The 14,900-nt window shown below is 37.2% G+C and carries 14 protein-coding genes; 9 read left to right on the top strand and 5 right to left on the bottom strand.

Annotated features, from left to right (window positions below; all coding sequences use genetic code 11):
- The first annotated feature begins 405 nt into the window (after positions 1 to 405).
- From E0E32_RS17805 to E0E32_RS17785, 5 genes are all read left to right on the top strand, one after another.
- Positions 406 to 606 carry a DUF6440 family protein gene (locus tag E0E32_RS17805; protein ID WP_207302297.1) on the top strand — a complete coding sequence of 67 codons (201 nt, stop codon included), beginning with the start codon at positions 406 to 408 and terminating at the stop codon, positions 604 to 606.
- Positions 607 to 1,263: 657 nt separating this feature from the next.
- Positions 1,264 to 2,076: a MerR family transcriptional regulator gene (locus E0E32_RS17800; RefSeq protein WP_130860350.1), complete on the top strand. Its 813-nt coding sequence runs from the start codon at positions 1,264 to 1,266 to the stop codon at positions 2,074 to 2,076.
- A 38-nt stretch (positions 2,077 to 2,114) separates the two neighbouring features.
- Positions 2,115 to 3,584 (top strand): MDR family MFS transporter, encoded by a 1,470-nt coding sequence (locus E0E32_RS17795; RefSeq protein WP_130860349.1) that lies wholly within the window; start codon positions 2,115 to 2,117, stop codon positions 3,582 to 3,584.
- Positions 3,585 to 4,098: 514 nt separating this feature from the next.
- Entirely contained in the window at positions 4,099 to 5,385 is a 1,287-nt protein-coding gene (locus E0E32_RS17790; protein WP_130859896.1) for an IS110 family RNA-guided transposase, read from the top strand.
- Between the two features lie 822 nt (positions 5,386 to 6,207).
- Positions 6,208 to 7,056 (top strand): sialate O-acetylesterase, encoded by an 849-nt coding sequence (locus E0E32_RS17785; RefSeq protein WP_130860894.1) that lies wholly within the window; start codon positions 6,208 to 6,210, stop codon positions 7,054 to 7,056.
- A 59-nt stretch (positions 7,057 to 7,115) separates the two neighbouring features.
- On the opposite strand, the gene E0E32_RS17780 is transcribed toward E0E32_RS17785, so the two are convergent.
- Positions 7,116 to 8,045, bottom strand: a complete 930-nt coding sequence (locus E0E32_RS17780) for a DNA-3-methyladenine glycosylase family protein (RefSeq protein WP_130860348.1) — start codon at positions 8,043 to 8,045, stop codon at positions 7,116 to 7,118.
- Between the two features lie 324 nt (positions 8,046 to 8,369).
- On the opposite strand from E0E32_RS17780, the gene E0E32_RS17775 reads away from it, so the two are divergent.
- A complete protein-coding gene (locus E0E32_RS17775; protein WP_130860347.1) occupies positions 8,370 to 8,882 on the top strand; it encodes a MarR family winged helix-turn-helix transcriptional regulator in 513 nt (170 codons plus the stop codon).
- 13 nt (positions 8,883 to 8,895) lie between these two features.
- Positions 8,896 to 9,273, top strand: a complete 378-nt coding sequence (locus E0E32_RS17770) for a rhodanese-like domain-containing protein (protein ID WP_235817432.1) — start codon at positions 8,896 to 8,898, stop codon at positions 9,271 to 9,273.
- 137 nt (positions 9,274 to 9,410) lie between these two features.
- Here E0E32_RS17770 and E0E32_RS22695 read toward each other — a convergent pair whose 3' ends face one another.
- The 3 genes from E0E32_RS22695 to E0E32_RS17760 are packed head-to-tail and all read right to left on the bottom strand — an operon-like array spanning position 9,411 to position 11,179.
- Positions 9,411 to 9,953 carry a hypothetical protein gene (locus E0E32_RS22695; RefSeq protein WP_286171993.1) on the bottom strand — a complete coding sequence of 181 codons (543 nt, stop codon included), beginning with the start codon at positions 9,951 to 9,953 and terminating at the stop codon, positions 9,411 to 9,413.
- Positions 9,925 to 10,449 carry a hypothetical protein gene (locus tag E0E32_RS22690; RefSeq protein WP_286171992.1) on the bottom strand — a complete coding sequence of 175 codons (525 nt, stop codon included), beginning with the start codon at positions 10,447 to 10,449 and terminating at the stop codon, positions 9,925 to 9,927. Before E0E32_RS22690 ends, E0E32_RS22695 begins: the two co-directional genes overlap by 29 nt.
- Positions 10,439 to 11,179, bottom strand: coding sequence for a MerR family transcriptional regulator (locus E0E32_RS17760; protein WP_130860346.1), 741 nt, complete (start codon positions 11,177 to 11,179; stop codon positions 10,439 to 10,441). Before E0E32_RS17760 ends, E0E32_RS22690 begins: the two co-directional genes overlap by 11 nt.
- Before the next feature lie 319 nt (positions 11,180 to 11,498).
- Between E0E32_RS17760 and E0E32_RS17755 the strand changes: the two genes are divergently transcribed.
- Complete coding sequence (locus E0E32_RS17755) at positions 11,499 to 12,260, top strand: Fic family protein (protein ID WP_130860345.1); 762 nt, start codon at positions 11,499 to 11,501, stop codon at positions 12,258 to 12,260.
- A 101-nt stretch (positions 12,261 to 12,361) separates the two neighbouring features.
- On the opposite strand, the gene E0E32_RS17750 is transcribed toward E0E32_RS17755, so the two are convergent.
- Entirely contained in the window at positions 12,362 to 13,567 is a 1,206-nt protein-coding gene (locus E0E32_RS17750) for a multidrug effflux MFS transporter (protein WP_130860344.1), read from the bottom strand.
- A gap of 438 nt (positions 13,568 to 14,005) precedes the next feature.
- Here E0E32_RS17750 and E0E32_RS17745 point away from each other — a divergent pair, with 438 nt between their 5' ends.
- Complete coding sequence (locus E0E32_RS17745) at positions 14,006 to 14,776, top strand: iron ABC transporter ATP-binding protein (protein ID WP_066186574.1); 771 nt, start codon at positions 14,006 to 14,008, stop codon at positions 14,774 to 14,776.
- The last annotated feature ends 124 nt before the right edge of the window (positions 14,777 to 14,900 follow it).

Here is a 14,900-nt window from a genome sequence, read left to right as displayed (position 1 = left end):
GCTTCTTTACAAAAAGTTTACTCCTTTCAGGGCTATTTGTCATGGCGTCATATTATTTCCCGCTTACTTATAAATTATTAAGAATCACTCCAATGCGTTTTACAAATTTTTCAAAAGATACTTCTGCATGAATTGTTGTGTCTACTGTACTTACTCTTCTTTTTGATTTTAACTGATGTATTCTGTTTTTTTTTAGAAATAAATATTTTGCAAATCGTATGACTATTTGTGATCATAGGCACACTTCTATTTTCTTTAACAGAATTTATTCATTGCATTAATTAGTAAGTCCATTTTATGAGGTATCGATCATAACCTAACAGAGAATGGAGAACCCAAGTGAGCAAACTGATGCAGAAGAAGTGAATGAAACAACACAACATTTGATTATGATGGAGGATGATTATGTTTAAAAGTAAGAGAAATGAAAATAAGCGATTTTATATAAAATCAGAGTTGGTAGAAGGTTTAGATATTGGACAAATAACGATTTTAGTTGATCGTGAAACTGGAGTGAATTATCTTCATACTATCTGGCATGCTACAGGTGGTGTTGGTATGACGCCATTGCTTGATGAAAATGGGAAAGTTATTGTAGATAAGTAGGTTTTTAATTCCAGTCCACCTTCATAAGCGGTGAGCTGGATTATTCTTATGACTTCATACTGAACAATTCGTACCGTTGAAAACAAATGGCTGGGAGAAGATAATAGAGATTTAGTTTTTATTCATACTATATTTTGTAAGAATGAAAATGACTTTTAAATCAGACGTAACAGCTAACCCGTTATTGGACTGAAACTGAATGACAAAGGGAAGTTTACGGGAGTATTTATTAAAACACATTACACCACTAGGATGGGAATATATCAATTTTTCAGGGATTACACCTTTGATATGACTAACATAACAAGCTTAAATTCTCTGCGCTCTCTAAACCAATAAAATGAAAGCCGAACGATTCCTTAGCGAAGGGAGACTCGGCTTTTTTTATGTTGGAATTTGCTTAGCGTATGTTTTCCACCAATCATTTCTTATGCTCGTTATTTTTTTCTCCACTGTTTTTCCCGTTTCACCATCAGCAACACATGCGACTAGACAGTATACTTATATGTTAATGATTTAGAGAGAGGAAACAACTAATTGGAGGTAATTAATTTGGGTTACCGAAAATGGCAAAAAAAAAATATAATTCCTCTTGCGCCTACCGCCACGTAGGGTGATACGATAAATCCATCAATCTAGAGAGGGGGATAACCAGTTATGAAAAAAGAAACATTCTCAATCAGTGAATTTGCCAATTCTATAGGTGTTTCTGTAAGGACACTTTATTATTATGATGAGAAAAATATTTTGAAGCCGAGGAGAGATGAAAATACGGGTCATCGTGTTTATGAAAAAGAAGATATGCTTCAGCTGCATAAAATTATGACGATGAAGTTTTTAGGGATGAGCTTAGATAACATTAAGGATTATATGCAACTGGATATTTTCAATTTAAGCTTTATCGATACGTTAAGGATGCAGGAATCAAAGCTGATAAAAGATAAGGAACAGATTGATATGGTATTGGATGTCATTCATCGGACGATATATCTCTTAGAAAATGAAAAAGAAGTGGATCATGATATACTTGTCAGTTTACTGGCAAGTATGCAAAACGAGAAAAAACAGCTGGAGTTGGCGAAAGGGATTATTAAAGATGATGTTATGAAAAAGTTGTTTCCGCAGAGAGCTGAGGAGAAGATGTTCTTTGAAAAGGAATGGCTGACATTTTGTAAACGGGTGAAAGAGAATTGTGGGAGGCCGGCAGATAATTCAGAGGTCAAACAAATGCTGACTGACTTTTATAGCCTCATTCTTGATGAGGTCGATATGGATTCTTCAAAAAAGCTAACGGATATTTTTTCCGTAGATATTAACGTCAAAGAGAATGAAGAACGGGTAGAAGCCTATATTCAAGAAATCGAACGTTTCGTCCCTACACCATTCACAGCAGAGGAAAAAACGTGGCTTGAGCAAATAACAACAGATTACATGAGTTTCTTATGTAATCAGAAAGAGAGGGAGAATTAAATGAAATTATCGAAGCAATCTTTAAGGAGTTTTGCACAATGACGAGTCAACATACCAATGGAAAATATGAATATTTAGCAGAAAATCCAAATTTCAAATCAATGCCTATTATTATCTCATTAATTATCGGTGCGTTTTTTGCAGTTCTGAATGAAACCTTATTAAATATTGCGTTAACGACATTAATGGGGGAATTTCAAATTACACTTCCCACCGTTCAGTGGATGGCAACTGGTTTTATGCTGGTGATGGGAATTATCATTCCGGCGTCAGCAATGCTCATGCAATGGTTCTCAACACGCCAATTATTTATAGGAACGATGATCATTTTTACAGTCGGAACAACAATCTGTGCCATTGCACCGAATTTTTCAATCTTGTTGGTTGGTCGTTTAATTCAAGCGGTTGGAACAGGTCTGTTACTCCCGATTATATCGAATGTGTTTTTATTAATATTTCCTCCTGAACGTCGTGGAAAGGTGATGGGATTTATGGGGCTAGTTCTCCTGTTTGCTCCAGCTATCGGACCGACACTTTCAGGGATTATTGTTGAACACTTAGGCTGGCGGTATTTATTTATCGTTGTCATTCCTTTTGCGTTACTTTCTATTTTTCTTGCATATAAATACGTCGTTAATGTATTTGAAGTGACGAAGCCGAAAATAGATATCATCTCACTTGTTTACTCAACAATTGGATTTGGCGGAACGGTATATGGGTTTAGTTCTGCAGGCGATTTAGAAAATGGATTTCTGGATCCTGCTGCATATATTCCGATTGTGGTTGGGCTAATCGCCCTGTTATTATTCGCTTTGAGGCAGTTTAAACTGGATGAACCAATCATGAACCTAAGAGCATTTGCTTTTCCAATGTTTACGCATGGGATCATCTTAGTTTTGTTTGTTCTTATGGCCATGTTTGCATCTGAAATTATATTGCCGCTATATATGCAGGGGCCTTTAGCATTATCTCCATCAACAGCCGGTCTGGTTTTATTACCAGGAAGCATACTTAGCGGACTCATGTCTCCGGTAATGGGAGCTTTGTTTGATAAATTTGGACCAAAAGTAATGATGATTCCTGCTACACTGATATTGAGCGGAACCATGTTTATGATGAGCAGCAGATTAAGTTTGGATACTCCTGTGTGGTTTGTGATAGCAGGCTTTATATTATTGATGGTATCCGTATCAGCAATTATGATGCCGGCCCAAACGAATGCATTAAATCAATTACCTAAGCAGCTGTATCCCCATGGAACTGCTATTGTGACCACGTTACAGCCTGTTGCAGGTGCAATTGGGGTATCAATATTTGTTAGTATTATGAGCGCAAGACAAGAAAATATATTGAATCAATCAGCAACGCCAACAGATCCAATTTCTATTAACGAAGCCATGATTGATGGGATGGAACTGGTATATTTTATCGCATTTATTATGGCGGGCATTGCGTTTATCATGTCTTTATTTGTTTACCGGGCTCAAACTAGAGAAATGAATGAATAGGAGACAGAACAAAACTTTTTAGAACCAACGTCAAAAGGACTTGTGTTAGTTGAGGCGTATAAGAATTTACTCTAATACTTTGAAGAAAAAATGTTTTGATTAAATAGAAAATCATGAAACTAATCTATAGAAGTGCGCGTTCAAAAAGCCCGATGAAAAGGATCAAGAAGTTCAAGGCGGTGCAGTTTTGAGTACCAGAACGTATGCTTTTCATACGTGAGGAGCGGACTCACGCAGGATGTGTTGACTTCTGCGTTGCCTACAGGACGTGGGCGGTCTTAGTAGAAGTTCCTATATCGCCAACGCAGAAATCCGATGCGTCATTTTTATTGGGCTTTTGGAACAACCTCTAGAATAGACCCACTGTTTATATCTATAGAAAGCATTCCTGTATATAAAAAAATATGAAGGTAAATGGGGCTAGAATCGATTGTACAAAAATAGAGCCCTCTTGGTACGATAGAGAGTGTCATCGCGATGACCTCGAAATTAGATACCAAGGAGGACTCCTACCATGGATTCTACACAAAATAATCGCTTAGAGCAAATCACAGACAAGACACTTATTATCGGAATAGACGTGGCCAAGGACAAACATGTCGCGCGTGCCATAGATGATCGTGGACGCGACCTGGCTAAACGATTGGTGTTTGAAAATAGTCTAACAGGTTTTCAATCATTGTTGGATTGGGCAGAGCATCTTGCTGAGCAACAACAGCGCCCCCATTTTATGTTTGGGATGGAACCAACAGGACATTACTGGCTCAACCTGGCTTATCATTTAAAGGCACAAGGGTTGCACGCTGTGGTTGTTAACCCAACGAAAGTCAAACGCACCAAAGAGTTGGATGATGACTCGCCAACGAAAAACGATACAAAAGATGCGAAAGTAATAGCACAGGTAGTGCGGGCAGGACGCTTTCATGAACCGATTTTACTGGAAGGTCTTTATGCTGAATTGCGGGAAGGGATGAAACTCCATGACATAATGGAGAAAGATTTGACATCTATAAAAGCGCAGGTACAGAATGCGCTAGATCGCTATTTCCCGGAGTTTACAACTGTTTTTAAAGACTGGACGAAGAAAACACCGATCCATTTCTTGAAAAAAGGTTATCTTCCCGTTGATATCGCCTCCTGTTCGGAAGAGGCTTTACTGGCGGAAATCAAAGAAGCGGCGAAGCGTGGCGTTGGAATCAAGCAAGCTCGATCCCTGAAACATGCGGCTGAAACGAGTGTAGGTATGACCGTTGGACTGACCATGGCACGAGAGGAAATCAGCTATTTAATCGATCAATATGTAGCTATAAAGGGACGTATCGAGGCTCATGAAGCACGATTGGAAGAACTTGTTCTCCAGGTGCCCGGTGCCCGTCAAATGATCGCGATAAAAGGGGTTGGTGTCATGACCGTTGCCGGGTTTTTCGCTGAAGTAGGAGATTTATCCAATTATCAAGATCCACGCCAAATCATTAAATTAGCGGGACTTAATCTGCAGCTGAACCAATCGGGCAAATTCAAGGGTCAAACAACGATTACGAAACGTGGTCGCCGTCGATTAAGATCTATATTGTACCTTGCCGCACGCCCTTTATCAGCTAATAACGAAGGTTTCAAACAGCTGCATCATTATTATAGAAATCGCCCGGACCATCCACTGACAGGCAAAGAATCGTTCGTAGCACTTGGCCGAAAGCTTATCAAGATCTTTTATGTCATGGGTACGCGCAACTGTGCATTCGATGGAGAACGCATGATGAGGGATATCCCTTCATTGAGATCCCTGCAGAAAGTAGCTTGATGAGACAGATTGCAGACAGAAACGCGTGAATGCTTGATACAGGCGAATGTAGGATAGCTTGTATAACAGGCTATGCCTCCACCAAAATCAAATAATGCATGATATACAGGAATGTGGCGTGATACAACAGAAAATACGCTGTCTATTTGTTTAAATTCGATGACATCTGAAGCACGGATTAGCCGGTCGGTATCTACTCCGTTAGGGCATAGACCCACTTAGAAAGCATATCCGGCATCCACACATGGTAAGGTTGAACAAAGGAATCTACGCGCACGACGCCGAGAAACATGGGAGGATCCACCGCCATGTTGAATGTGGAGATCCAAAGGTGCAATCATACGGTATATTTTACTTAGTTTTCATAAATATGGATGCTAAGTTCGTGAGGGGCTACTTATTATTTCCATACTTAACCCCCCGGGCGTATACTTTCCTTCACCTTAACCAGATAGCTTCACCAAATGTGGTAGAAAAAGATAGAAAAACAGCGATATTTTAAGGAAATCAAAATAAATTGAGGGAGGTATGAATAGTATCTTTAAAATTATTATGTAGCTAGGTTATAATGTTCACAAAAGTATGGTTAGTATGGAAATCACAGGAGACCTAATGACATCAGCTTCCCTGAATGATGCTTCAGAATTTGAAAATATAGAAGTATCTGAGGGTGAAAATGAGCGAGGTGGAGATAGAATAGCCGCACTGTTCATTAGGGATGTGTTAACCGCTGATGAATCCTACATCAAAAAGAAAAGGCAGCAACGACTTGAAAAAATAATGCGACCACAATCCATCTATCCAAAGAAAGAAGGCTGTTTTATGAAATCTGTATTATTAATTGGACAATCCAATATGGCAGGAAGAGGATTTTTGCAGGATGTACCGCTGATTTATAATGAAAATATAAAAATGTTGCGAAATGGCAGATGGCAAATGATGACGGAACCAGTTCATGTTGACCGCCACATAGCAGGTGTTGGGCCGGCAACTTCTTTTGCTCAAGCGTGGACGGAGGACCACCCCGGTGAATCGATTGGGTTGATCCCATGTGCTGAGGGTGGCAGCTCTATCGATGAGTGGGCAGTAGATAGCGTATTAACTAGACATGCGATTTCTGAAGCAACCTTCGCTATGGAAACAAGTGAAATAGTGGGGATTCTCTGGCATCAAGGGGAAAGTGATAGTTATGGAGCACGTTACCAGGCATATGAAGAGAAGTTAATTTCCTTATTTAACCATTTGAGAGAAGAATTAAATGCACCAGATATTCCAATTATGATCGGTGAGTTGGGCCATTATCTTGGAGAGGACGGATTTGGAAAAAACGCTGTAGAATATAAGCAAATCAACCAGATATTATTCAACGTTGCTCATGCTGAAAATAATGTCTACTTTGTAACAGCCAAAGGTTTTACAGCAAATCCAGATGGCATTCATACCGATGCGATTTCGCAAAGAAAATTTGGATTAAGATATTATGAAGCTTTTTCCAAACAAATGCATGTATTAGACGTTTTGGACATGGAGCATGAATGGATAGATAAAGAAGCAAAACGTGAACTAACGAAGAATGAACGTATCTTTGTTCAAAGTAAGAAATTTGCTTTAGGGCAAATGAGTTTTGAGGAGTTTTCCATTCGTGTTTCCCATATTAATGAAAGTGAGTAAAGCAAGACGCACCCATCAGTGGAGGGAGCAGAGGAAGTTGCAACGTCTGCGTGAGCAAGCTAAAAACCCTCACTGCTGGTCGTTGCACTTCCATTTTGAGCAACTCTCATATAATGAGCCCAATAACCAACGAACTTGCCATAATGATGTGAAATTTCTCCTAAAGTAATCTTTGATGCAACCTGGGAATACAGGGCTTCAAAAGACTTATTTAAGACTTTTTCATTAAAAGGCAATTTCTCCATTTTCCCTAATCCTCTTAACAGTATAAAATCTGCAGACCATTTCCCAATCCCTTTTATGTCTATTAACTGGTTATATGCTTCTTGATAGGATGCTGAGCGTAATGCCATTTCGTCCATATGATAAAAAGCTTGAATCACATGCCAAAGATAGTTTGCTTTTGTTTGATTATGAACAATGTTATTTAATGAATCTTCATTAATAGTTATTAATTTTTGGGGAGACGGAAAAGTAAAATAAGTAGTATTATCTAAATACAGCTTATCCCCATATGTTTGCATGAACGCTTTCTTTAGATTGATGGCGTGTTTCATTGGATTTCTGATGGAAAGAACTGCCCAGCAAGCATTCTCAAAAGGCGTTAAGAACTTGACTTGATGATAACCATAGAGCTGCTTCATGATGGGTGAAAAAATAGTATCCCTTTCACTTCTTGCATAAAACTCGGTTAAGTCATCTTTTAGACTCAAAAAGAATGTGATTCGATCTTCTGCTTCTGCTTGACTAGAACTGCTGATAGGATCATTTGCATACAACTCATATTGTAATATTGGGTTCTGAATGGTGCCTGTTGAATAAACGGAAAAAATAACACGAATAGAAGAAAGTTCGATCGCTTTTGTTAGTCGGTGTCCTTGATAGGTTTGCTCATTATTGGTCGGTTTAAACGATTGTAAAAAAGAAATGCTTTTCTCAAAATCAAAAGGTGCGCTTGGGTATAAAACGCCTGCTACATTATATTTCATTCACGATTACTCCTCAAATAAATGTTTGGTTAGAAAATCCGTTCATCGGGTTGACTAATAATGACTTACCATATTATACTACGATATATAGTTCGGTATCAAACTATATGCTAGCGAATTATTGTGGTTAAGGGAGGGGAAAACCATGAAAAGTGTTGTTGTAGTATGGTAACCAGATGTTCGTTTGTCTCATGTGATAGGCACAAATCGATTGAGCACGCTCGATATTCGAATAAGCAATCCATGATCTGTTTGGAAATACATTTGCGTTTTATTGTTTGGAGCCTTATTATATAGTTACAAACTTTTAAAGGGGTAATCATCATGACCGATTTTTATTTGCAGGATTTACCGAGTAATAAGGTTTTAAGACAATACGCCGAGCAATTTCCAGAAGTAGATGTTTTATCCGTGGAACTGTGTCTGGGTTTTCTTACCACTTCCCGTGCTGTTTCTGATGCTTATCAATCATACTTTGCTAAATACGGATTATCATTAAACAAATTTAACATCCTTATGTTACTGTATCGAGCTCCCAAAAATGAACTATTCCCATCCGAATTAGCCAATAGTGTGGGACTTACTAGGGGAACGGTTACCGGTCTTTTAGATGGATTGGAAAAACAAGAGTGGGTAAAGCGGAAGCATAGTTCCGTTGATCGAAGGAAGTTAACGATTAAGCTGACAGAGAGCGGAAAAGAAAGATTGGTGGATATGTTACCTAACCATTATTATAGAACAAGCGCTCTGTTAGATAACTTAAGTACGGGAGAGAAAGAGTCTTTGAAACATATTTTAGAGAAGATATATACTGGAACATCGGTATTTTATGATTAAGGAGGAACGAACAATGGCAATAACCGCAAATCAATTTTTTGAAGAAAAGGTGCAGGCAACGTTTAGCCCAATGGACTATCTGAACGCAGTAAAGGAATCTCCAGAGGATTATTATCTAGTAGATGTCCGCAATGGTCCGCCACATTTGAAAAAAGAAAAAGTGGAAGGAGCAGTAGAGATACCACAAAGTGAGTTAAAGAAAAGATTTTTTGAATTGCCAAAAGACAAAACGTTAGTATTATATTGCTGGGACGTCTGGTGTAATACAGCGGCAAAAGCAGCATTATTTTTAATAAATGAAGGCTTTGAAGTGAAAGAATTAGCTGGGGGCATAGCAGCTTGGAATACAATGGGGTTTCCTACTGAAAAAGTAGCGGGAATAGAAGTGTAAGGAATTTCACACATTGTTCGATCTTGAATACCGTCCATTAGCAAATGAATTTTAATGGACGGTATTTACATAACCTCACGAGTGTTGATTAGGGAATGATACGGATCTACCTCTTTACAGACTGATATCACGATAAACTATTCCATTTCACTTGGATTCTCCTCTCTTATCCGATTGATTCGATCCAGCATTTTCGTTGGCTGATCCGATCTAAAAACAACACGATTAACCTGTTTCTTCCTCCCATAAGAACCCTTCATTAAAACCGGCTCTTTTAGAATGATCTCATATTGCGGGGAGTCCATTTTCAGCAATGAATAATAAGTATCTTTCGGTAGCTTATCTTCTATTCCGCCTTGTTTTGCGTTTATGATGCTTTCTATATTTCTAATATCTAATTCAATGCTACTCTGGTAGCCTAGTCGTATAATAAGCTTATCTTGTTTGATAACATGAGGCAAAGATCTTGTAGAATGATAAAGCCCAACCAAATAAAATAAAGCGTAAATATTTAATACCGTAAAGATCCATGCAGCAATGTTGCTCCACCATTGAATAACAAAATGGAATAATGCTCCTTCTATTGCAATAATAATCGAAAATACAATGACGATGGTTTTGATCTGTGATGTTTTGTGATAGGTAAAAAACTCATTTCCCTTCATAATTAATGTTTTCAAACCATCCCCATACTGCATAATAGAAAACACTGATTTCTGTCATGACTGCTTCTAAGAAGAAACCTTTTCCCAATTTTGGCTCAAGCAACATTCTTGTCGTTTCCAGAAAAGTATAGCTACCATCCGCATTGATTTTCTTATAACGTATAATTCCTTTGGCTATACTATACACAACATAGATAACGACACTCATTTGCACAACAGGTAAAAGCCAATCCAAAATTTGATTAAAAAAATGTTTCTGAGCAGAAGGAATAATCCAATAAGAAAGCCCTAAGCATACAATAAATGATACATATAGGAGTATTTTCGGCAACGATCTAGGCAGTATTAAAAAGAAAAAAATACTTAATGGGCATAAAATGATTAAAGCTATCGTTAATGATAGGGCAACCAAGCTATGAATATTACTTAACCGAAAAATAATGGAACTTCCGATCATTACAAGGGAAAGAATCATAAGTAAAATAGGGAGTTGCAGACGGTCAGTCTTCATATTCATTGCCTCTTCTTGGTCTATTATTTTGCTTATTTAATATATCTGAGGCTGCTGCGGTGTAATCTTGGAATCCTTTAGATATAAAGGAAAAATGATATAAGGAACTTTCTTCTGTTTTTAACTTTTCGAGTTCTTCTTGATACTTTGGTTCTAAAATGTTGTTTAACATTCTTTCTAGCTGTTTCATTAAATGTTGAACGTCTATATGATGTGGAGGAACTCCACTCTCATAAAGACCTTGTAATTTATGGATAGCTATTAATAGTTCACGATCCCTATTCATTCTTTCTTCTTTAGGTATATGTTCCATAAATATTTGATCAACAATGGGTTTGGGAAGTTGGTTAGATAGCCATTGTTTCTGTTTGTTTTCCATTTGAATGGAATGAATGATAGCGAGTAATAAGTCACTCTCCATCTTTTCATCTTGAATGATTTGTTCTACTGTCGAAAACGTATTGATGATATGATCCAGTTCTTCTCTTTTCTGCTTAAGCAATTCTTTCTGTTTAAACAATGTATCTTGTACACTAGCTTTTGAATTCTTAGACAGGTAATCGATGATCTCTTTCAAAGAATACCCTAAATATTTGAGTGTTAAAATTTTCTGCATTTTAAATATATCGTCATGACTATAGAGGCGATAACCGTTTTGGGTATAGCTCGTTGGAGTCAGGACTCCTTTTCGATCATAATAATGAAGCGTTCGTTCTGTGACACCTGTCAATGTTGCAAATTTTTTACGGTATACATTTTTTCATTCACGTGCGCTCTCTCCTTCCTTATTACATTCTATAGTATGACGTTAGGTCATAGTCAATCTTTTATCAAGTAGCTGAGATTCAAAATATTATAGTGAAATCATTAATGAAAATAATAAGGCTCTAATGGCCGTTGGCAGTATATGATGACCAACCCTAAGTGGCTAATAACGCTTTACAATTATTGATCGTGGTTAATGGACTTTCGATTTAGCATTTTTTTGCGTGCTAATGCGCCAAACGTGTGTTATGATTTTGCTATAAAGTGTTTAGGGAGGAACTACATTGAATCGCCTACTTAACAAATTAACACCTGATTATATAAGTGATGTTTTGGTGAGGTTGGCACACCATTCGAGTGGTTTGGAAGGAAATACCATTTCATTACCTGAAACAGCTACCATCATTATAGACCAAACCTTGCCTAATAACTCTAAAATCACCAAAAGAGAGTATTTTGAAGTCTTAAATCATGAAACAGCTTTTGACTATGTCATTGCTAACGTACAAAATAATGTACCTTTATCCATTTCTGTGGTGAAAGATATACATGAACAATTAACTGATCGCCTGCAACATGACAAAGGGCAATTTAAAACAGACGTCAATTATATTAGAGGTGTGGATTTTCAAACAACCCCCCCTGAAAAAGTAGCTGGGTTGATGGATCAGTTTGTTGGAAACTTAGCATATCGAATAGAGAGTGCTGAAACAGACGAAGAAAGAACAAAGGCGATATTAGAAGGACATATTGCTTTTGAAAAGATACACCCTTTCTCTGATGGGAATGGTCGAACAGGTCGGATGATTATGAATTACTCCTTACTTGAGAATGATTTGTCTCCACTTATTATAAAAAAAGAAGATCGTAATGTGTATACGGAGATATTACATGAAGCCCAAACAAAAGATTTCCCTAGCAAACGTGATATAGAGAAATTCTATGATTTTGCTGCGCCGCTTATGGAAGAAGAACAGCAACGGATTAAAGCTTTTTACAATCAGGCAAAACAAAGGATAGAACTAGAAGATGATCCGCAACATTAAAGTAGACTTGAGTTGTCGAAAAAGGAATGCGCGGGTTAAAAATAAAAAATTTACTAATACAAAAAGCATTCCAACTTAATCTGGAATGCTTTTTTTGCCTTTTAGATTTGAGCATTCTTACGTACCAATAAAAGATAACTTAACAACCCGCCGAGGTTGGCAATGACCATAGTTAACCCCATCGGGACAGCCGTATCTTCTCCTGCAATCCCTACAAAAGGAATAGCTATGCCTCCTAATAGATAAGGCAGAATTCCTAAAAATGCAGAGGCACTTCCTGCATGTTTCTCCTGATTGCTCATGGCTAAAGAAAATGTAAGAGGGGTACTGATACCAATACAAGATACAACGACAAACAAAGGAATAACAATCAATGGCAAAGGCGCTTGTATCCATGTCATAAAAAATAAGATCATGCTAAATAAAGTAGAAATACAAAGTCCAATATAAAGTAATTTATCTTCCTCTATTTTTCTTGTAATCCTTCCAATGATTCTAGTGCCGATGATAATTCCTGCACCGTTTAAAGCAAACAAGAAACTAAACATTTGTGGTGATACTCCATAAATAGACTGATAAACAAATGGTGTACCGGAAACATTCGCAAACACACTTGCCATGATCAAGCCTTGTGTCAGTCCATAGCCTAAGAAGTGTTTATTCTTGATTAACGTTCCAAATGTAATCAGTGTTTCTTTTATATTTCCATCTACCCTGTTAGAAGTGGGGTTTGTTTCTGGTAAAACAATAAAAATAAAGGCTAAAATCGCCAGTGTAAAAAAACCAAGTAGCAGAAAAATGCCTTGCCAATTGGTGAAGTTAAGAACTGCCCCACCAATAATTGGAGCTACTATTGGTCCAACCCCGACAAAAAGGGTGATCAATCCATAGAGTCTTGTCAAATCCTTACCAGAATATATATCTCGAACAATCGCTCTGGAAATGACAACTCCTGCCGATGCAGTCAACCCTTGGAAAAACCTAGCAACAATAAAAAGCCAAATCGAAGCTGCAAAAATGCACAAAACAGAAGCAAACACATAAAGAATCAATGCAGAAATAAGCGGTATTTTTCTTCCTCGCTTATCACTTAATGGCCCAAAGACAATTTGCCCAGCTGCCAACCCTAACAAACAAAAGGTTAAGCTTAATTGGACATTCGAAGCGGTTGTTCCAAATTCATTTGCAATGGTTGGAAAACTAGGCAGATACATATCGACTGTCAGTGAACCAAAAGCCGCCAGGATACCCAATAGTGCACTAATGGCGATTTTTCTGGAATGGGACATTGTATTTAATGATTTCATGTTATTCTATCATCCTATTCATCTTTTCTTCTTTCATCCTTATATATTTCAGATTAACAAAGAACGCAACATGTGTATAATACCTAAAATTTAAGATGTAATGCCTCATAAGCATAATTCTTTTTAGCAAATTAGATAATCAATACAAGATCCATTCAAATGGCTTCCTAAATAGAGCTAAATAAATAACAGAAGTATTGATTTTAACAGGTGGGTCATCTATAATGTAATTAGTAATGAGAATCATTATTAGTTTCATTGGAAGAATAATGACAAGTCACATCTCTATGCTGAGTTATAAATTAGCTTCTTTCTAAAAGAGGATGTTTTATAACTTCATTGCGATGTACAGAATTAAATGGAGGCACATCTTCCATTTAAATATAACATACCATCTATATCCATTTATTTAATACTTAAAGAAAGTAGGGCTATGACATGATTGAACTTAAAGGATTGACCAAGAAGTATGGTAATAAACCTATCGTGAATGATATCTCGGTTGAAATTCAGCCTAATAAGATTACGTCGTTTATCGGACCAAACGGCGCAGGGAAATCAACGCTGCTTTCCATGGCAAGTCGTCTACTTGCTGCAGATACCGGAGAGGTATTATTAGATAAAAACAATATCAAAAGTATGAAATCGAAAGAATTTGCTAAGCGTATTGCTATTTTAAGACAATCGAATTTTTTGAATGTAAAATTAACGATTCGACAGTTGGTATCATTTGGTCGTTATCCTTACTCAAAAGGTCGTTTAAATGCGGAGGATAATCGCATTGTCGATCAATCGATTGAATATTTAAACCTAACCGATATCCAGCATAAATTTTTGGATGAACTGTCTGGTGGTCAAAAGCAACGTGCCTTTATTGCTATGGTTATTGCTCAGGATACAGAATACATTTTACTGGATGAGCCATTGAATAATTTAGATATGAAGCATTCTGTGCAAATTATGAAGATATTACGCAAGCTTGTTGATGAGTTGGATAAAACAGTGGTGATTGTTTTACATGATATTAACTTTGCCTCTGTCTATTCGGATTATATCGTAGCTTTAAAGGATGGGCATCTCATAAAAGATGGACCAACACACGAAATTATTAATTCAGAGGCGTTAAACGAAATTTACGATATGCATATTCCGGTTCATATGCAAAACGGTTGTCGTTTTTGTGTATACTTTGACTCTCATACAGGTTAAAAGCAGAGGGATCTGATGCTTTCTCCATCCATTTCTAGTGGGGAAGCGTCTGCTTTATGTATCATAACTGGATTTAGTACACCTGACTGAAAATGATGAATCTTGACATATGCTTGCTCCTTTT

It is taken from the genome of Gracilibacillus phocaeensis (assembly GCF_900626275.1).
Taxonomy (GTDB): Bacteria; Bacillota; Bacilli; order Bacillales; family Amphibacillaceae; genus Gracilibacillus; species Gracilibacillus timonensis.
Note: the sequence above shows the minus strand (reverse complement) of the source record. Positions and strands in the feature narration are given on the sequence as shown.